The following is an 18,497-nucleotide window of genomic DNA, read 5'->3' on the forward strand; positions in this document are numbered from 1 at the left end:
TGCCGGAACTCCGTCGGAACCACGCCGGAACGACGTCGCAGAAGAGGAGTCGGGCCGCCCGCTGGAGCCCCGTCGCAACGTACCGAGGACGCAGATGTCTCACCTACGCGCACCGGCCGCCCGTGCAGACCGCCGTGAGGGCGGACGGCACGGCAGGCCCGGCAGCCGGTCCGCCACGGCCCTGCCCGAGACCCCCATACGGCCGCAGCTCCTGCGCATCGCCGTGCTGCCCGCCGTCGCCGTCGGTCTGAGCGCCTGCGCGGCCGTGCTGTTCACGCTGCGGTCGACCGGCGCGCGCCCCGGGCCCGCCCTCCTCGCCGTACTCGCCGCCGCGGCGCTGGTCGCCCTCGCGGGCATCGTGATCGCCGCCGTCGCGGCCGACCGCGCCGCCAGGGCCGTACGCGACCGGGTCGGCACCCTGCGCCGCGCCACCGCGCGCGGCCAGGCCGAACTGCGGGAGGCCGTCGAGCAGTTGCGCCGCGGCGACCAGCCGCCCGCGCGCGGCGCGCCGCCCCGGGCCCGGCCGGGCGGCGACGAGTTCGACCAGCTCGCCGACGAGATGACCCGCGCCCAGGACGCCGCCGTCGCCGCCGTCGTACAGGCCGCCCAGCTCTCCAGCCAGGCGGGCAGCGAACAGAAGGTCGAGGTCTTCGTCAACCTCGCCCGGCGCCTTCAGTCGCTGGTACACCGCGAGATCTCCCTGCTCGACGAGTTGGAGAACGACGTCGAGGACCCCGAACTGCTCAAGGGCCTCTTCCACGTCGACCACCTGGCGACCCGAATCCGCAGACACGCCGAGAACCTCGCCGTGCTCGGCGGCGCCGTCTCGCGCCGCCAGTGGAGCAACCCCGTCTCGATGACCGAGGTGATGCGCTCGGCCATCGCCGAGGTCGAGCAGTACTCCCGCGTCAAACTGGTGCCGCCCATCGAGGGCACCCTGCGCGGCCACGCCGTGGCCGACGTCATCCACCTGCTCGCCGAACTGGTGGAGAACGCCACGGTCTTCTCCGCACCGCACACGCAGGTCCTGCTGCGCGCCGACCTCGTGACCGCGGGGCTCGCCGTCGAGGTCGAGGACCGGGGCCTCGGCATGCCGCTCACCGAGCAGAACAGGATGAACCGCCTGCTCGCCGACCCCGACCAGGTGAACGTCGCGAGCCTCCTCCAGGACGGGCGGATCGGCCTCTTCGTGGTCTCCGCCCTCGCCCGCAGGCACGGCGTCGCGGTCCGGTTGCAGACCAACATCTACGGCGGCGTACAGGCCGTACTGATCCTGCCGCAGGAGCTGTTGGGCGCCGAGCGGCAGGAGGAGCCCGCGACACGGCTGCGCCCGGCGGCCGAGGTGGCATCGCGGGGCGCCTCCGATCACGTACAAGAGGGCGGCCGCCAGGAAGCTCCCGGGCCCCCGCAGGCCGCCGCCCCTCAGCCGGAAGCCCGCCGGGAACCGGTGCCCGTGCCGTTCCAGCCGCGGTCCGACGAGGCGACCCGCCCGGACGGCACCGCGCCCGCCCGCGCCGCGAACGGCACCGCGCCCGCCCCCCTGCCGGTGCGCGGCACCCGCCAGGACCGGCCCACGCCCGCCGACGCCGTCCCCGGCATCCGCCCGGAGGACCGGCAGGCCGCGGCCGAGCACGCCGCCGCGCCGCTGACGCCCCTGGCGGGCACCGTACGCGGCCGGGTCGAAAGGCCCCGCCTCCCCAAACGGCGCGCACAGGAACACATCGCACCCCAGCTGCGGGACTCCCCGGCACCGCGCCCCGACAACGAGAACCCCGTCGGGCACGACCCGGGCCTCATGGCCGCGTTCCAGCGCGGCATCGGCCTGGCCCAGGCGCAGGACGCGCGCGACCCCACCCCTCAGGACGGCGGCCTCCCCCGGGGCGGGAGCGAACAAGGCGGCTGACCAGCACCATGACGCCCGACCACGCACCGTCCCCTCCGCACCCGCACCCGCACCCGCACCCGCAGACCTTCGTACCGTCGTACCTCAAGGAGTCGATCCACCATGGCGAGCGATGCGCCGACCGGCCATGTATCCGATCTCGACTGGCTGATGAGCGGCCTCGTGCAGCGCGTGCCGCACACCCGCAGTGCCGTCCTGCTCTCCTCCGACGGCCTCGTGAAGTCGGTGCACGGCCTCGACCCGGACAGCGCCGACCACATGGCGGCCCTCGCCTCGGGGCTCTACTCCCTCGGGCGCAGCGCGGGCATCCGCTTCGGGGACGGCGGGGACGTCCGGCAGGTCGTCGTGGAACTGGACTCGACCCTCCTGTTCGTCTCCACCGCGGGCTCCGGAACCTGCCTCGCCGTCCTCGCGGGCCGCGAGGCGGACGCGGCCGTCCTCGGATACGAGATGGCGATGCTGGTCAAGAGCGTCCGCCCGTACCTGATCACCGCGCCCCGGCAGCACGCCGGGGAACCCGCGTCGATGAGGCGCTGAGCGTGGCGGCCCCGCATGACGGGCCCTGGCTCGACGACGCCGCGGGACGGCTCGTGCGTCCCTACACGGTCAGCAACGGCCGGACCAGACCGACCACACAACTCGACCTGCTCTCCCAGGTGATGGCCACCGGATCGACCCCGTTCGGCTATCTCGGGCCGGAGCACTCCGCGGCCCTCGGCCTGTGCGGTGCCCCGACCTCCGTCGCCGAGGTCGCGGCGCAGCTGAAGCTGCCCGCGGTCGTGGCCAAAGTGATCCTCTGCGATCTCCTCGACTCCGGGGCCCTCACCACGAAGGCCCCGGACTTCTCTCACAACCCCACTGACCGGTCCCTGTTGGAGGCAGTGCTCGATGGATTACGACGACAGCTCTGACCCCTTCCCCACCGCACTGAAGATCCTCGTCGCCGGTGGTTTCGGGGTCGGCAAGACGACCTTCGTGGGCGCGGTCAGCGAGATCGCGCCGCTGAGCACCGAGGAACTGCTCACCACGGTCAGCGAGGCCACCGACGACCTCTCGGGCGTGGAGAACAAGACCACGACGACCGTCGCCATGGACTTCGGACGCATCACGCTCGACCCCGAACACGTGCTCTATCTCTTCGGCACCCCCGGCCAGGAACGGTTCTGGTTCATGTGGGACGAGCTGTCCGAAGGCGCCCTCGGCGCCGTGGTGCTCGCCGACACCCGCCGACTGGAGGACTGCTTCGCCGCCGTGGACTTCTTCGAACAGCGCGGCATGGGCTTCATCGTCGCGATCAACGAATTCGACGGTGCCCACCGCTACGAACCCGAAGAGGTGCGTGCCGCCATCGACCTCGACCCCCAAGTGCCCGTCGTACGCTGCGACGCGCGGATCTCCAGCTCGGGCATCCAGACGCTCCTCATCCTCGTCAAACACCTCCTCAACCACGCACCGGAGCCGAGCTACGGAGCCCACACGTGAGGTACGACCCGACCGGGCACCTGCTGCTCACCCCTGTCGACAAAGAAGCCCCCGCGCGCGTGCGGCGGCTGCGCGGCCTGGGCATCGGGGACCGCGTCGACCCGGAGTTCGACCTCTTCGCGGGCCGGCTCGCGAAGCTGACCGGCGCGCCCTACGCCATGGTCAACTTCATCGACGAGAACCGGCAGTTCTTCGCCGGCCTGCACACTCCGGACAGCTCCATGGAGCGCTACATGGCCCGTGACCACGGGTACTGCCCGCATGTGGTGGTGCGGCGCAAGGCCCTCGTCCTGGAGGACGTCTGCGACTATCCGCGGTTCGCGGGCAATCCCGTCGTCGACGAGATCGGCATCCGCTCCTATCTGGGCGCGCCCCTCATCGACCGTACGGGCATCGTCCTCGGCACGGTCTGCGTCGTCGACGTCGAGCCCCGGCGCTGGGGGAGGGCGGGGCTCGACACGATCAAGACGATGGCCGCGGAGCTGGTCGAGCAGATCCACCGGCGGGAGGACGGCGGGATCTGACCCCGCTCACAGCTCCAGCTCCGTCCCGTCGGGGAAGCGGACGTGCACGCCCCGGTCGTCCACGGCGCAGGTGACGGACGCGCGCAGCGCCCGCGGGTCGACGGTGTCCCGCGAGAGGGCGACCAGCGTGACATGGACGCTGTGCCCGCCCGGATGCCCCGGGAAGGTCAGGAAGGGCGTCGCGGAGTGCGGTCCGCAGGCGTTGGCCGCGACCTCGCGGGCTACGCCCGCCTCCTCGTCCCAGCCGTGCAGGGCGACCACCGCGCTGGTGAGCCCCGCAGCCGTACGGGTGAGGGCCCAGCCGGGGCCGCGTTCGGCGTGCGGGAGCGCCCCGTCGGCCACCGCGTACCCGCCCTCGCGGACCGTCGTGCCCTCGGGGGCCCGCAGCCGGTGTACGCGGATCTCCCACCGGCCGTGCAGTGCGCTCGTCGTCACGATGGGGAACGTGTCATCGTGGCCCGGCAGCCGGGCGTCGTGGCGGGACGAGGCGTGGCGCCCCGCGCACCGCAGGGGATGGATGCGCACGCGTCGGGACGGCGTGCCGTCCGGGGCGAGCAGCGCCAGATGGCCGTCGACGGCACGTTCCCACGCGCGTGGGGCGGTCTCGGGGGCCGTCGCCGTCGAGTAACCGAACTTCGCGTAGTGCGGATCGTCCTGGGCGGCGCCTTCGAGCGGGTTGTGGTCGCTGCCGTGGTTGACCAGGCGGACGATGCCGTCGTGCCGGGTGCCGTGCAGGAGCCAGCCCGGCCGGGGGAGCGCGGTGTACTGGTCGGACTCCTCGACGGGGAGCGGCAGTTCGCGCTCCGTCCACACCGGGTGGCCGGCGGGCAGCAGCAGGCCGAGGAAGGCCTTGCTCGCCCAGTACGGCGACGCCGGTCCCGAGTAGGCCTGCGTGGTGGGCAGGAACGTCCCGTACCAGCCGAGCGGCAGCAGGCCCCGCTCGTCGGGGACGCCGCGCTGCACGAAGTGCCGGACCGCGCCGGAGGCCAGCCGCCGGGTCAGGCCGGGGGCCAGCGGCGTGCAGTCCGCGAGGGCGCCCATCCACACGGGGGCGACGGTGGCGAAGCGGTAGGTCAGCGAGCGGCCCTGGTGGACCGGGGCGCCGTCGCCACCGAAGAAGTGCGGGTAGGTGGTGAGGAACAGCCCGAGGCGCTCGCGGTAGACCTCGCCGCGCCCGCCGTCGCCGTCGGGGCCCGCCATCCGTGCCCACAGCAGCGGGTACAGGTGCATCGCCCAGCCGTTGTAGTAGTCGAAGTTGCGTCCGTCGCCGTCGCTGTACCAGCCGTCGCCGCGGTACCAGTCCTCGATGCGGTCGAGGCCGCCGTCGATGTCCGACTGGCTGTACGAGGCGCCGACCGAGGCGAGGAACTGCTCGGACACCACCTGGAAGAGGCGCCAGTTGTTGTCCCAGGTCCTGCCGCCGACGAACCCGGAGAACCAGTCGACGACCCGCTCCTGGACCCGGGTGTCGAGGGTGTCCCAGATCCAGGGGCGGGTCTCGTGCAGGCCGATCGCGACCGAGGCGGCCTCCACCATCTGCTGCGAGCGGTCGGTGAGTTCGGGCCAGGCCTCGCCACTGCCGCGGTCGGTGCCCGTTGTCAGACCCCGCGCGTAGCGTTCGATGAGTCGGGGGTCCACCTCGCCGCCCGCCCCGGCGATCCGGAAGGAGGCCAGCAGGAATGACCTTGCGTACCCCTCAAGGCCGTCCGACACCACCCCCGACCAGCTCTGGCGCCCCGGGATGCGGTACTGCGCGAAGCCCGGCGTCGCGTAGGGGACCAGTGCGTCCAGTTGCCGGTCGGCGAGCGCCTCCCAGTGCGCCCTGGTCCAGCCGGTCAGCGGGGAGAGGACGCGGTCGGTGGGAGGCAGGGGCAGATGCGGAGCGGGCATGGGGTTCGACACTCCTCGTCGAGGGCCGGCCGGGGAAGTGCCCCGCGGGGGCGCGGGGTACTGCGCGGAAAGCCATGACGCGCCGGCGCGTGACCGTCCACGGGATCGCGGCGGAACACTCAGACGACCTCCGCCGTATGCGTCCGGCCCCGGGAGCCCCCGACCTGGACGGTCAGCACGGGGCGCCGCCCGAGGGTGACGGCCACCGTGTCGTCCGCGCGCCGTACCTCCCGTACGGGGAAGGGCAGTTCGACGCGCAAGGTCGCCCCGGTGCGGCCCGGGTCGGCGACCGCCACCGAGGCGCCCCGGTGGTCCCGCCGCACCAGGACCGTGCCGGGTCCCGACGCCGTGAGGCCCGCGGCGGTGCCGGGACGCCAGAAGTGCGCGGCGAGGAGGCCCGCGCGGCGTGCCTCGGCGGCCTGGACGGTCGCGTCGTTGGCCACGATCCGCACGGGCCGGGCCTGTGCCCAGGCGGCGGTCGCGGACGCGCTCGCGCCGGGCAGCAGGACATAGGCGTACGCGGCCGCGCTCGGGGAGGTGCCGTGGTCCAGCCACAGCGTCAGATAGCGGCGGGTGAGGGGCGTGGTGCCACCCCCTGTGTCCGCACCCGTGTTGATGTCCCGCCAGCTGCCGGTGCGCTCCTCGCGCAGGGCGCGCAGGCCGAGGCCGCTGTCCGCCCCGGCGGGTCCACCGGGAGAGGTCGGAGAGTTTGGTGAGGCCGGAGAGGTTGGGGAGGCCGGGGAGCCGGGGTAGGCGGGGAAGACGTACCCACCGGTGCCTTCCAGGTGTGCCCATCGCGCGTGGTCGAACCGCGCGGACCAGCCCTGGTGGCCCGGCTGCTGGCGGCCGTCCACGGTCAGCGTCCGGGTGGGCCCGGCCGCGTGCAGGTCGCGGTTCTCGACGACCGTCTCGATCGTGCGGCCGTCGCTCGCGCTGATGCCCGCGCCGAGCGCGACGACCACGTTGTCGAGGCAGAACCACGCTTTGTGGGCCCGCAGGGTGCTGCCATCAGCGAGGAGTTCCATGGCGGCGGCGCCGTAGCGGCCGTCCAGGGCCGCGCCGCCCGCCACCGCGTTCTTCGGTCGGTACGTACCGGTGCCGGCGCCGGTGCCGACGTCGGCCCGCGCGCGGGTGTCCACGGTCGTGCCCGGCAGGCGGTACGGATCCACGGTCGCCCAGAAGCCGTCGCCGAACTGCCCGAGGTCGTCGCCGTCGTACAGATAGGTCATGCCGTCGCCGGTGTACCAGCCGTGCAGGTTCTCGCCGTTGCCCGCCTCGTACGCGGCGATCCGCTTCGAGGAGAGCGAGAGCGTCAGGGCCCAGCCGGGCCGGCGGTGCACCACCCGGTCCATGCCGGCGAAGACGAAGTGCCCGGTGAGCCGGTCGGTGGCCGGGATCGAGGGGTCGTCGAGGACGGCCTTGGCACGGGCCAGCGCGGGGATGCCGACCAGGCCCAGGTAGGGGGTGTGGTCGTTGCGGCGGATCCAGCCCTTGACGAGCGCCCGCCAGCGGCGCGCGTAGGAGTCCGGTGCGCCGGAGGCGAGTTGGAGGATGTGGGAGAGGGCCGCCGCGCCGTCGTGGTGGTCCCGCGCCTTCTCCCGGGATATCGCCCGGCCGCGCAGGGCGTCCATCATCAGCCCGTCGAAAATCACCGGCGCGAACGTCCGGTCGACCGCGTCGTACAGCACGGACGTCTTCGGGTCGGAGACCGCCCACGGGGAGTCCGCGAGCAGTGCGATCACCTGGCCGGCACCACCGAGCAGGACACTGCCGTACGTGCCCGTGTACGCGACGGATCCGTGCTGCACGAACGAGCCGTCCTCGTAGAAGCCGTCGCCCGAAGTGACGTACTTGAAAAGGCTGTTCCTGCCGCTGTCCCTGACGTCGGACAGGCCGTCGCGCGCCAGTGCCACCGTCGCCGCGTCCCGGGTGAGCAGGCCGCGCAGGGCCACGATCACGGCCTTGTCGGCGCGGTTGGCGCCGGTCTCCGAGAGCGAGGGGATGTTCGTGCGGCGGTCCGGGTCCGGGCAGAACTTCGCGACTGTCGCCGTGTACGCGGCCAGGTCCTCGGCGGACATCCGCGCGCGCAGCAGGACGCAGGTGTCCATCAGCGCGCGCGGCGCCCCGATCTCCCAGAACCACCAGTTGCCCGTCTCCGTGCGGCCCGGGTGGTAGCCGGTGGAGTGCAGGAAGCGCAGCGCGTCGAGCAGGGCCTCGATGACCTCCGCGCTGTCGACGAGGGAGGTGCCCGGCGTGGCCCAGGCCGTGGCGAGGGTGCGCAGGCGGGTATAGCTCTGGCCGAAGTTGCCGGAGTCCGAGGCGGGGGAGAGGTCGGCCCACAGCGCGGCCCTGCCCGCCGAGCGGTCCAACCGCCGCCACCAGGTCGTCGCCTGGGTTTCCAGGGTCTTGAGCGCGGCGGCGAAGTCGGGGTCCGTGGCGTCGAAGGGGCCACCGGTCAGCTGGGTCGCGGCGCGGGCGAGGAGGGTGTCGTAGGCGGTGTTGTGGGTGTCGTGGGTGTTCTCGCGGTCGGCGGCCGACGCCGCTCCGCCTGCCGCCGCTGCCGACACGGCGGCGGACGCCGCCCCGGCCGCGAGCAGCGTGCGACGGCTGGGCCCGGTGGATCCGGAATGAGGCAGGGGCATGCGAACTCCCAGAGGTGTCGGGGCAGTCGGGGACACATGAGGCAATTGCGCGACAGCATGTAAGCGGTTGCTATGCGACGCAAGAGGGCCGGAAATCTTTCTGGGTTCTTTCTGCTCGGACACTGGGGTCAGGTGGGTTCTGCCGGGGGTTAACCGCTTTCAGCCGAGCGTGGAGCGGCGCGGCCCGGCGGACTCGGCGACCGGCGCGGTCTGAAGGAAACCTGCGGCGGCGCTTAAGAAATCCTCGATGGACCAGAACGCCTCCTTAAGGAAGATTCCTGTGCCGTCGGGGGAAGAAGCGACGTACGACAGGAGCCGCTGCGTTGAAGGCGCTGGTCAAGGAGAAAGCGGAGCCGGGCCTCCGGCTGATGGACGTGCCGGAGCCGGTCATCGGCCACGGCGACGTCCTGATCAAGGTGCTCCGCACCGGGATCTGCGGCACCGATCTGCACATCAGGGACTGGGACGGCTGGGCGCAGCAGTCGGTCACCGCGCCGCTCGTGGTCGGACACGAGTTCGTCGGCGAAGTCGTGGACACCGGCCGCGACGTCGCGGAGATCAAGGTCGGCGACCGGGTCAGCGGCGAGGGCCACCTGGTGTGCGGCAAGTGCCGCAACTGCCTGGCCGGGAGGCGCCACCTGTGCCGCGCCACGGTCGGCCTCGGCGTCGGGCGCAACGGCGCCTTCGCGGAGTACGTCGCGCTGCCCGCGGGCAACGTGTGGGTGCACCGTGTCCCGGTGGACCTCGACGTGGCCGCGATCTTCGATCCGTTCGGCAACGCCGTGCACACCGCCCTGTCCTTCCCGCTGGTCGGCGAGGACGTGCTGATCACCGGGGCCGGACCGATCGGCCTGATGGCGGCCGCTGTCGCCCGGCACGCCGGTGCACGCAACGTCGTGATCACCGACGTCAGCGAGGAGCGCCTCGAACTGGCCCGCAAGGTCGGTGTCAGCCTCGCGCTCAACGTGGCCGACGCCCCGATCGCCGAGGGCCAGCGCGCGCTCGGTCTGCGTGAGGGCTTCGACATCGGCCTGGAGATGTCCGGCAACCCGCGCGCGATGCGCGACATGGTCGCCAACATGACCCACGGCGGCAAGATCGCCATGCTCGGCCTGCCTGCCGAGGAGTTCGCCGTCGACTGGTCGCGGATCGTCACCTCGATGATCACGATCAAGGGCATCTACGGCCGTGAGATGTTCGAGACCTGGTACGCGATGTCCGTGCTGCTCGAAGGCGGCCTCGACCTGGCGCCCGTCATCACGGGCCGCTACGGCCACCGTGACTTCGAGGCGGCCTTCGACGACGCGGCGAGCGGCCGCGGCGGCAAGGTCATCCTCGACTGGACCTCCTGACGCGCCCCTCGTCCCTGACGCGCCCCTCTTCCCCAGACTCGTACCGATCCGTCCGGCTCTCCACGGTTCGTATCTCGAAGGATTACGTATGTTCGACTCCGTCCGCGAAGACCTCCAGGCCACCCTCGACGAGATCCGCGCCGCCGGGCTGCACAAGCCCGAGCGCGTGATCGGCACCCCGCAGTCCGCCACGGTGGCCGTCACCGCGATGGGGTCTCCCCTGATCGAGCGAAGCCGAGAGATTGGGGAAGGCCGCCCCGGCGAGGTCCTGAACTTCTGTGCGAACAACTACCTCGGCCTCGCCGACCACCCCGAGGTCGTCGCCGCCGCGCACGAGGCGCTCGACCGCTGGGGCTACGGCATGGCGTCCGTCCGCTTCATCTGCGGCACGCAGGAGGTCCACAAGGAACTGGAGGCCCGGCTCTCCGCCTTCCTCGGCCAGGAGGACACGATCCTCTACTCCTCCTGCTTCGACGCCAACGGCGGTGTCTTCGAGACCCTGCTCGGCGCCGAGGACGCGGTCATCTCCGACGCGCTCAACCACGCCTCGATCATCGACGGCATCCGGCTGTCGAAGGCGCGCCGCTTCCGCTACGCCAACCGCGATCTCGCGGACCTGGAGCAGCAGTTGAAGGAGGCTTCCGGGGCCCGGCGGAGGCTGATCGTCACCGACGGCGTCTTCTCCATGGACGGCTACGTCGCCCCGCTCGCGGAGATCTGTGACCTCGCCGACCGGTACGACGCCATGGTCATGGTCGACGACTCGCACGCCGTCGGCTTCGTCGGTCCCGGCGGCCGCGGCACCCCCGAGCTGCACGGCGTCATGGACCGCGTCGACATCATCACCGGTACGTTGGGCAAGGCGCTCGGCGGTGCCTCCGGCGGCTACGTCGCGGCCCGCGCCGAGATCGTCGCGCTGCTGCGCCAGCGTTCGCGACCGTACCTCTTCTCGAACACCCTTGCCCCGGTGATCGCGGCGGCCTCCCTCAAGGTCCTCGACCTCCTGGAGTCGGCGGGCGACCTGCGTGAGCGCCTCGCCGCCAACACGGCCCTCTTCCGCTCGCGGATGACCGAGGAGGGCTTCGACGTCCTGCCCGGCGACCACGCCATCGCCCCGGTCATGATCGGCGACGCGGCCGTGGCGGGCCGCATGGCCGAACTGCTGCTGGAGCGGGGCGTGTACGTGATCGGCTTCTCGTACCCGGTGGTGCCGCAGGGCGCCGCCCGTATCCGCGTCCAGCTGTCCGCGGCGCACTCCACGCAGGACGTGAACCGCGCGGTGGACGCGTTCGTGGCGGCGCGCGCGGAGCTGGGGGAGCCGGGCGGGGCGTGACGGGATCCAGGGGCCTGCCCCGCTGCCTTCGCTAGCCGGCCAGCGCCGCCGTGATCTGGCGGGAGGTCTGCGCGGCGACCCGGGGGTTCACGGCGGCGTAGGTGGTGTACGCGTTCAGGCCCGTGGCCAACGCCCAGCCGCGGCCCCGGGTCCACGTGGCGTCGTCGACGCCGAGCGCGGCGCGGAACACGGACCTGCTTTCGGGCGTCATCAGGGTGAAGGCGATGGTCAGGTCGCACGCCGGGTCGCCGATGCCGAGTTCGCCGAAGTCGACGACCGCGCTGAGGCGGCCGTCGACGGTCAGCAGGTTGCCGGTGTGGAAGTCGCCGTGGAACCAGACCGGAGGCCGGTCCCACGCGGGGGCGCTCAGGGCCGCGTCCCAGAGCGCGGTCATGGCCTCGGCGTCGAACACGCCGCCGACATCCGCGATGGCGGCGCGCGTCTCCCGGTCCCGGTCGGCGAGCGTCCCGGCGCCGTACTCCTCGCGGGCCGCCTCGGCCCGGGCGCCGTCGGCGGGGAGGCCCCCGACCAGAAAGTCACCGGGCGGGCAGCTCTGCAACGCGGTGAGGAACTCCGCCAGGCGCGCAGCGGCCCGGGGCGAGTCACCCAGCGCCTCGGGGGTCGCCACCTCGCCGTCCAGCCAGCGCGTGACGGCCCACGGCCAGGGATAGCCGAGGCCCGGCGCACCCACCCCCACCGGCTCGGGGACCGCCAGCGGCAGGTGGGGGGCGAGCCGGGGCAGCCACACGGACTCCTTTTCGGCCTGCCCGACGGCGTCCGCGTGGCGGGGCAGCCGGACGGACAGCTCCTCGCCCAGGCGGTAGATCACGTGGTCCGACCCGGCCGGATCGAGCAGCCTCAGCGGCAGCTCGGCCCACTGCGGGAACCGCGCGTCGACCAGCCGCCTGACGAGGGCCGCGTCGATGGCCGGGCGCCGGGCCGGGGTGTTCTGCGTCGTCAAGGACAGCTCCTGCGGTAGGCCGACGGACGACCGCTCTGCGCGGCGAGCGGTGGGAGTGCTCACAGTGCGGTGCTGGGCCTCGCCTGTCGACCGATTTTGGAGGGACGGGAGGGCGCCTCCCCGGGGTTTCTTCGGGCGCGCGGAAGGGTGCCACGGGCGCGCCGCGCGCGGACGCCAGCCACGGCGCCCCGCCGTGCCGCCCGCCTCGGATGCGACGGGTGGTGCGGCCGCGGTCCCCGGTTTGGGAGAATCGGGCGCATGATCGAAGCACGGCGGCTGCACATCCTCCGGGCGGTGGCCGACCACCGCACGGTGACGGCCGCCGCCGCCGCGCTGTACCTCACCCCTTCCGCGGTCTCCCAGCAGCTCACCGCCCTGGAGCAGGAGACGGGCCACCGTCTCGTCGACCGGTCGGCACGCGGCGTGCGTCTGACGGCCGCGGGAGAGATCCTGCTGACCCACACCAACGCGGTCCTCGCCCAGCTGGAACGTGCCGAGGCCGAACTCGCCGCGTACAGCTCCGGCGAGGCCGGCACGGTCACCGTCGCCTCCTTCGCCACCGGCATCGGCCTGGTCGTCGGCCCGGCCCTGGCCCGCCTCGCAGCCTCCGCCCCCGGCATCCGGGTGCGCGTCCAGGACGCGGAGGGCGACGCCAGCCTCCCGATGGTGCTCGACCGGCAGGTGGACGTCGCGGTCGCCGTCGAGTACCGCGGGGCACCCGGCGCGGACGACCCCCGCCTGACGCGCGTACCCCTCTACGCGGAGCCGTTCGACGCGGTGCTCCCCCTCGGTCACCGGCTCGCCGCCGCCGACCGGGTGCCGCTGGCCGAGCTGGCCAAGGACGCCTGGATCGGCCCCTTCGCCGGAAACCCGTGCCACGACGTCGTCGTCCTCGCCTGCGAGCAGGCCGGGTTCCAGCCCCTCCTGGAGCACTGGTCGGACGACTTCCGCGCGGTGGTGGCGCTCGCCTCGGCCGGCGCGGGCGTCGCCCTGGTGCCGCGCTCGGCGCTGCGCGGCATGGACGTGTCGGGCGCCGTGGTGCGCCCGGTGGAGGGCGCGGCCCCCACGCGCAGGGTGTTCGCGGCGGTGCGGTGCGGTGCGGAGGGACACCCGCTGATCCGTCCCGTCCTCGCGGCCCTCGGGGAGGCGGCGGGCTGACACCTGGACGCCGCGCGGCCGCTGTCACCTTTCAGCCACGAACAGCACCTTGTCGACATCCCGTATGCGGGATAGCGTGCCGAATATGGAACACGAAGGAGTCGACGCGCGCCTCGCCGCCCGACTGGCCGAGTTGCGTGCCGAACGCGGCTGGTCCCTGGGTGAGCTGGCCGAGCTGAGCGGGATCAGCCGCTCCACCCTGTCCCGGGCCGAGCGCGCGGAGATCAGCCCCACCGCGGCCCTCCTGAACCGCCTCTGCGCCGTCTACGAACGGACCATGTCGCAGCTCCTGAGCGAGGTCGAGGCGGAGCCCGCACAGCTGGTGCGCGCCGTCGACCAGGCGGTCTGGGCGGACGACGACGCCGGCTTCATGCGCTGGTCGGTCTCGCCGCCGCACCTCGGAATGCGCGGAGAGCTGGTCGAGGGCCGCCTCCAGCCGGGCGCCGACATCGACTACGACCGGCCTCCCGTGCCCGGCCTCGAACAGCACATCTGGGTGCTCGAAGGAGCCCTGGAGGTCACGGTGCTCGGGGAGTCGCACTCCCTGCGGACCGGCGACTGTCTGCGCTACCGGCTGTGGGGCGCCTCGCGCTTCCGCTGCCTGGGGGAGCAGGCCGTGCGCTACGCCCTCGTGGTCGTGAAGCCGTGACGGTCCCCGGGGTGCCGGCGCGCCTCGACGCGGGCCGGCTCCGGGAGTGCGCGGACGATTTGGCCGCTCACCTGGCCGCCACCGCGCGGAGATCGCCAAGCTGACGGTCCACCCGTCCGCGCGCGGGCAGGGCCCGGCCCGCGTGTTCCTGTCCGCCGCCGAGGAAGCGGCGGCGCGCGCGTGACCCTCCTCTCGGCAAGTGGCCCGCATGAGGCCCCGCCCGTGGGGGAGGCTGAGGCGAAGGCCCGCACCGTAACCACCCCCCGCCCGCAGGAAACGACGCCCAGGGAGCCCGCGCGATGCCCGACCGAGCCGCCGACACCCCTTCTGCCGCCACCTACACCGCCGGACTGCTCAACGCCGCGGACGGCGTGCCCGTCGCCACGTACACCTGGCTGCCGGCCGACGGCAGGCCGCGCGCCTACGTCCAGATCGCGCACGGAGCCATGGAACACGCCCTGCGCTACGACCGGTTCGCCCGCCACCTGACCGCTCACGGCTACGGCGTGGTCGCCTCCGACCACCGCGGACACGGCGCCACCGCGCAGGCCACGGGCGGCTATGGGGTGACCTCCGGGGCGGACGGCTCCGACGAGGGCGACAGTTGGCGGGCGATCGTCGACGACCTCAAGGCCATCGGCGACCAAGTGCGCACCCTGCACCCCGGTCTCCCGTTCTTCCTCCTGGGGCACAGCCTCGGCTCGATGCTCGCGCGCGACTACGCCCAGGAGTACGCGGACGGCCTCGCGGGAGTGATCCTCTCCGGTACGTTCCGCTCACTGCCCGGCGCCGATCCGCAAGGGGCGGTCGCCCGCCTGGAGCGCGAGACCGCCGAGCGCGGCCGCGCCGCGATCTCCTCGTACGTCACCGACCTCTTCGCCTCCTTCAACGATCCGTACCCCCACCGCACCGGCTTCGAGTGGCTGTCGCGGGACGAGGCGGAGGTCGACGCGTACGCGGCCGACGAGCGCTGCGGATTCGCCTTCTCCGCCGGGCTCTCCCTGGACTGGGTGCGAGGCATCCGCAAGATCAACGATCCGCGCAACCTCGCGCGCGTGCCCGCCGATCTGCCGATCCACATCGCCGTCGGCGAGCAGGACCCGTGCAACCAGCGGATGACCCTGGTCCACGAACTCCTGGAGGACCTCAGGTATGTGGGAGTGGAGGACCTCACATGGAAGGGCTATCCGGACGCGCGCCACGAGATCCTGAACGAGACCAACCGGGAAGAGGTCCACGAGGACCTGACCGCGTGGCTGGACAAGCGGGTGCTGTGAGGGGAGCCCGCCCCGGGGCGGGCCGGTCACTGCTCGGCGGCTGACTGTCAGTGGCGTTGGCTACGGTTCATGCCATGTCGAAGTCCAGATCCCGGGCCCGCGTCACCTCCGACGACGTGCGCCGCATCGCCCTCGCCCTGCCGGACACGGTGGAGAAGGTCGCGTGGAGCATGCCCACCTTCCGCGTGTCCGGAAAGATGTTCGTGACTGTTCCCGACGACGAGACGTCCATCGCGGTGCGCTGCCCGAAGGTCGAGCGGGACGAGCTGGTTCTGGCCGAGCCGGACAAGTTCTGGGTCGCCGCGCACGAGGCGGGTTCGGCGTGGGTGCGGGTACGCCTCGCGGCGCTGGACAAGGAGGAGCTGACGGACATCCTGTCGGACTCCTGGCGCCAGGCGGCGCCGCCCCGGCTCCTTGAGGAACACCCGGAGTTGGGAGTTCCGGCCCCGGAATGACGCACGGGCCCCGTGGCCGGCCAAGGAAAGGGTGAGCGATCACCGGTCAGAGTGCGGTATTGTTTCCGTGCACGTTCGGCCGGGGGAAACCCCAGGTCACACGGGCAACGGGACGTGGCGCAGCTTGGTAGCGCACTTGACTGGGGGTCAAGGGGTCGCAGGTTCAAATCCTGTCGTCCCGACTCGAAAGAGTCGTAGATCAAGGGGCCGTTTCAGAGCAATCTGAAACGGCCCCTTGATCGTTTTTGGGGAGCAGTCGGCCACAGGCATTCCCGCACAGTTCATTTGGTGCCGGAACGGCAACCTCCACCCCCCGCTCGTGCACCTGTTCGTCGAACAAAGTTGGCTCGCTCGCCCCTGCCCCTGTCCGGTCGGGGCCCCTACGGTCCCTGTGACCAGTCGGCGACGCCCGTCAACTCATCGTTCGTCTCCCGGTGTAGGAGTATCTGTGGACCGTCGCAATTTCCTGCGTGGTGCGGTGTTCGGCACCTCTGCCGCCGTCTTCGGAGGCACCCTCATGCACGGCGCCGCCTACGCGGCCCCCGCTCAGAACGGCACCGGCCCCTACGGTGGTCTGCTGGCCGCCGACACCAACGGCATCATGCTGCCGTCCGGCTTCACCAGCCGCGTCATAGCCCGCTCGGGCCGGACGGTGTCCGGCACCTCGTACACGTGGCACGGCGCTCCTGACGGCGGCGCCTGTTTCGCCGACGGCGCGGGCTGGATATACGTATCCAACTCCGAACTGGCCACCGGTGGCGGGGCGAGCGCCGTCAAGTTCAACTCCTCCGGATCCGTCACGGGTGCCTACCGGGTCCTGTCCAACACCCGCAACAACTGCGCGGGCGGAGCCACCCCGTGGAACACCTGGCTGTCGTGCGAGGAGGTCAGCCGCGGCTACGTCTACGAGACGGACCCGTGGGGCACGAAGGCCGCCGTCCGCCGCGCCGCGATGGGCCAGTTCAAGCACGAGGCGGCCGCCGCCGACCCGGTGCGCAAGGCGATCTACCTGACCGAGGACGAGTCGGACGGCTGCTTCTACCGGTTCCTCCCCACCAGCTGGGGCGACCTGTCCTCCGGCACCCTCCAGGTACTGGTCGCGGGGTCCGGCACCACCGGCTCCTTCACCTGGACGAACGTGCCCGACCCCGACGGCTCGCCCACCTACACCCGCGACCAGGTCTCCGGGGCCAAGATCTTCAACGGCGGCGAGGGCTGCCACTACGCCGCCGACACCGTCTGGTTCACCACCAAGGGCGACAACCGCGTCTGGCGGCTCAACCTGCGCGACAGCACCTACGAACTCGCCTACGACGACAGCCTCGTCACCAACGGCGCCGCGCCCCTGACTGGTGTCGACAACGTCACCGGCAGCTCCTCGGGTGACCTGTTCGTCGCCGAGGACGGCGGCAACATGGAGATCTGCGTCATCACCCCCGCCGAAGTCGTGGCCCCCTTCCTGCGCATCACCGGCCAGTCGGGCTCGGAGATCACCGGCCCGGCCTTCTCCCCCGACGGCAGGCGGCTGTACTTCTCCAGCCAGCGCGGTACGTCCGGCAGCTCATCAGGCGGCATCACCTATGAGGTCACCGGCCCCTTCCGCACCACCGCCTGAGCGGCCCGGGCCGGGCCTCAGCGGACGCGGCGGATACGGATCGGCCCGCGGGCGTCCGCCGGGCTCACGGGGCGGCCTCCCTGGGTGATCTCCACCTCGCCGGCCGTCTCCAGTCGGCGGGCGGCGCGGCGGGCCGGTTCCATGAGGGCGCGCCAGCCGTCGTCGTCCCCTTCGTACACCGCCCGCGCGGCGTCGGAGGGGCAGATCGTCGCGGACGGGCTGCGCCGCTCCAGCAGTTCCAGGATGGCCCGTTCCAGGCGCCGGTCCGTCTGCCGTTCTCTGTCCGTCACATCCGCCAGTGTCGCACCGCCGGTCCCGCGCCGCCGGTGTTCCGTACCCTGGCGGCATGCGTATGCGCCCCACTCTGAGCTGGACTCCTGCCGGGGACCTGCCGCCGGGTACGACGGATCCGGGGCCGGTCGTCGAGATGCTGGGCGCCGGCGATGTGCTGGTGCTCAGCGGGGCGGGCATCTCCACGGAATCAGGAATTCCCGACTATCGGGGCGAGGGCGGAAGCCTGAGCCGGCACACCCCGATGACCTACCAGGAGTTCACCGCCCACCATGAGGCCCGGCGCCGGTACTGGGCGCGCAGCCACCTCGGGTGGCGCACCTTCGGCCGGGCCCGGCCCAACGCCGGGCACCGGGCCGTGGCCGCGTTCGAGCGGCACGGGCTGCTCACCGGTGTGATCACTCAGAACGTCGACGGCCTGCACCAGGCCGCGGGCAGCGGGCGGACCGTGGAACTCCACGGAAGCCTGGACCGGGTCGTCTGCCTGTCCTGCGGCACCTTCAGCCCGCGCGGTGAGCTGGCCCGGCGGCTGGAGGAGGCCAACCCGGGCTTCGCGCCGGTCGCCGCCGGCCTCAACCCGGACGGCGACGCCGACCTCACCGACGAACAGGTCGGGGACTTCCGCGTGCTGCCCTGCACGGTCTGCGGCGGCGTCCTCAAGCCGGACGTGGTGTTCTTCGGCGAGACGGTCCCACCCGAGCGGGTCGAGCGCTGCCGCGCGGCGGTCCGTGAGGCGGCGTCCCTGCTGGTTCTCGGGTCCTCGCTGACGGTGATGTCCGGGCTGCGGTTCGTCCGCCAGGCGGCCGAGGCCGGCAAGCCGGTGGTGATCGTCAACCGGGACGCCACCCGGGGCGACCGTCACGCCGTCACCCGGGTCGCGCTGCCGCTCGGACCGGCACTCACCTCCGTGGCCGAACGGCTGGGCATCTCGGCAGGGGTCAGCTGACGCCCTGGCTCCGCCGCGG

18 protein-coding genes and 1 tRNA gene are annotated in these 18,497 nt (G+C 72.5%); 15 read left to right on the plus strand and 4 right to left on the minus strand.

Annotated elements, in window-relative coordinates; genetic code table 11:
- Nucleotides 1-94 precede the first annotated feature (94 nt).
- The 5 genes from CP975_RS31270 (at nucleotide 95) to CP975_RS31290 (ending at nucleotide 3,909) form a co-directional block, all read left to right on the plus strand.
- A complete protein-coding gene (locus CP975_RS31270) occupies nucleotides 95-1,903 on the plus strand; it encodes a sensor histidine kinase (protein WP_055529261.1) in 1,809 nt (602 codons plus the stop codon).
- A gap of 102 nt (nucleotides 1,904-2,005) precedes the next feature.
- Nucleotides 2,006-2,440, plus strand: a complete 435-nt coding sequence (locus CP975_RS31275; protein WP_055529259.1) for a roadblock/LC7 domain-containing protein — start codon at nucleotides 2,006-2,008, stop codon at nucleotides 2,438-2,440.
- A gap of 2 nt (nucleotides 2,441-2,442) precedes the next feature.
- Nucleotides 2,443-2,814, plus strand: coding sequence for a DUF742 domain-containing protein (locus CP975_RS31280; RefSeq protein WP_055529257.1), 372 nt, complete (start codon nucleotides 2,443-2,445; stop codon nucleotides 2,812-2,814).
- Complete coding sequence (locus tag CP975_RS31285) at nucleotides 2,792-3,385, plus strand: GTP-binding protein (RefSeq protein WP_055529255.1); 594 nt, start codon at nucleotides 2,792-2,794, stop codon at nucleotides 3,383-3,385. Before CP975_RS31280 ends, CP975_RS31285 begins: the two co-directional genes overlap by 23 nt.
- On the plus strand, nucleotides 3,382-3,909 hold the full coding sequence (locus CP975_RS31290) for a GAF domain-containing protein (protein ID WP_055529254.1): 528 nt from the start codon (nucleotides 3,382-3,384) through the stop codon (nucleotides 3,907-3,909). The genes CP975_RS31285 and CP975_RS31290 overlap by 4 nt, the downstream gene beginning before the upstream one ends.
- Nucleotides 3,910-3,915: 6 nt before the next feature.
- On the opposite strand, the gene CP975_RS31295 is transcribed toward CP975_RS31290, so the two are convergent.
- Together CP975_RS31295 and CP975_RS31300 are read right to left on the minus strand one after the other, a co-directional pair.
- Nucleotides 3,916-5,799 (minus strand): DUF2264 domain-containing protein, encoded by a 1,884-nt coding sequence (locus CP975_RS31295; RefSeq protein WP_055529252.1) that lies wholly within the window; start codon nucleotides 5,797-5,799, stop codon nucleotides 3,916-3,918.
- 119 nt (nucleotides 5,800-5,918) lie between these two features.
- A complete protein-coding gene (locus CP975_RS31300; RefSeq protein ID WP_055529250.1) occupies nucleotides 5,919-8,441 on the minus strand; it encodes a polysaccharide lyase 8 family protein in 2,523 nt (840 codons plus the stop codon).
- Between the two features lie 323 nt (nucleotides 8,442-8,764).
- Here CP975_RS31300 and tdh point away from each other — a divergent pair, with 323 nt between their 5' ends.
- Both tdh and CP975_RS31310 read left to right on the plus strand, forming a co-directional pair.
- A complete protein-coding gene (gene tdh / locus CP975_RS31305) occupies nucleotides 8,765-9,793 on the plus strand; it encodes an L-threonine 3-dehydrogenase (RefSeq protein WP_055529242.1) in 1,029 nt (342 codons plus the stop codon).
- 88 nt (nucleotides 9,794-9,881) lie between these two features.
- Nucleotides 9,882-11,126 (plus strand): glycine C-acetyltransferase, encoded by a 1,245-nt coding sequence (locus tag CP975_RS31310; protein ID WP_055529240.1) that lies wholly within the window; start codon nucleotides 9,882-9,884, stop codon nucleotides 11,124-11,126.
- Nucleotides 11,127-11,157: 31 nt separating this feature from the next.
- On the opposite strand, the gene CP975_RS31315 is transcribed toward CP975_RS31310, so the two are convergent.
- Nucleotides 11,158-12,087 (minus strand): aminoglycoside phosphotransferase family protein, encoded by a 930-nt coding sequence (locus CP975_RS31315; RefSeq protein WP_055529239.1) that lies wholly within the window; start codon nucleotides 12,085-12,087, stop codon nucleotides 11,158-11,160.
- A gap of 258 nt (nucleotides 12,088-12,345) precedes the next feature.
- On the opposite strand from CP975_RS31315, the gene CP975_RS31320 reads away from it, so the two are divergent.
- From CP975_RS31320 to CP975_RS31350, 7 genes are all read left to right on the plus strand, one after another.
- Nucleotides 12,346-13,245: a LysR family transcriptional regulator gene (locus tag CP975_RS31320; protein WP_055529238.1), complete on the plus strand. Its 900-nt coding sequence runs from the start codon at nucleotides 12,346-12,348 to the stop codon at nucleotides 13,243-13,245.
- A gap of 85 nt (nucleotides 13,246-13,330) precedes the next feature.
- Nucleotides 13,331-13,894: a helix-turn-helix domain-containing protein gene (locus tag CP975_RS31325; RefSeq protein WP_425474294.1), complete on the plus strand. Its 564-nt coding sequence runs from the start codon at nucleotides 13,331-13,333 to the stop codon at nucleotides 13,892-13,894.
- Nucleotides 13,895-13,940: 46 nt separating this feature from the next.
- On the plus strand, nucleotides 13,941-14,078 hold the full coding sequence (locus CP975_RS31330) for a GNAT family N-acetyltransferase (protein ID WP_199782934.1): 138 nt from the start codon (nucleotides 13,941-13,943) through the stop codon (nucleotides 14,076-14,078).
- A 115-nt stretch (nucleotides 14,079-14,193) separates the two neighbouring features.
- Nucleotides 14,194-15,171 (plus strand): alpha/beta fold hydrolase, encoded by a 978-nt coding sequence (locus tag CP975_RS31335; RefSeq protein ID WP_055529235.1) that lies wholly within the window; start codon nucleotides 14,194-14,196, stop codon nucleotides 15,169-15,171.
- Nucleotides 15,172-15,245: 74 nt separating this feature from the next.
- Entirely contained in the window at nucleotides 15,246-15,626 is a 381-nt protein-coding gene (locus CP975_RS31340; protein ID WP_150477599.1) for an MmcQ/YjbR family DNA-binding protein, read from the plus strand.
- A gap of 108 nt (nucleotides 15,627-15,734) precedes the next feature.
- Nucleotides 15,735-15,808: transfer RNA gene (locus CP975_RS31345), tRNA-Pro, on the plus strand.
- 266 nt (nucleotides 15,809-16,074) lie between these two features.
- Entirely contained in the window at nucleotides 16,075-17,241 is a 1,167-nt protein-coding gene (locus CP975_RS31350; RefSeq protein ID WP_150477600.1) for an alkaline phosphatase PhoX, read from the plus strand.
- Between the two features lie 17 nt (nucleotides 17,242-17,258).
- Here CP975_RS31350 and CP975_RS31355 read toward each other — a convergent pair whose 3' ends face one another.
- Entirely contained in the window at nucleotides 17,259-17,531 is a 273-nt protein-coding gene (locus CP975_RS31355) for a DUF3253 domain-containing protein (protein ID WP_150477601.1), read from the minus strand.
- Between the two features lie 56 nt (nucleotides 17,532-17,587).
- Between CP975_RS31355 and CP975_RS31360 the strand changes: the two genes are divergently transcribed.
- On the plus strand, nucleotides 17,588-18,478 hold the full coding sequence (locus CP975_RS31360; protein ID WP_150477602.1) for an NAD-dependent protein deacetylase: 891 nt from the start codon (nucleotides 17,588-17,590) through the stop codon (nucleotides 18,476-18,478).
- The last annotated feature ends 19 nt before the right edge of the window (nucleotides 18,479-18,497 follow it).

The sequence above is a fragment of the Streptomyces alboniger genome (assembly GCF_008704395.1).
Classification (GTDB): Bacteria; Actinomycetota; Actinomycetes; order Streptomycetales; family Streptomycetaceae; genus Streptomyces; species Streptomyces alboniger.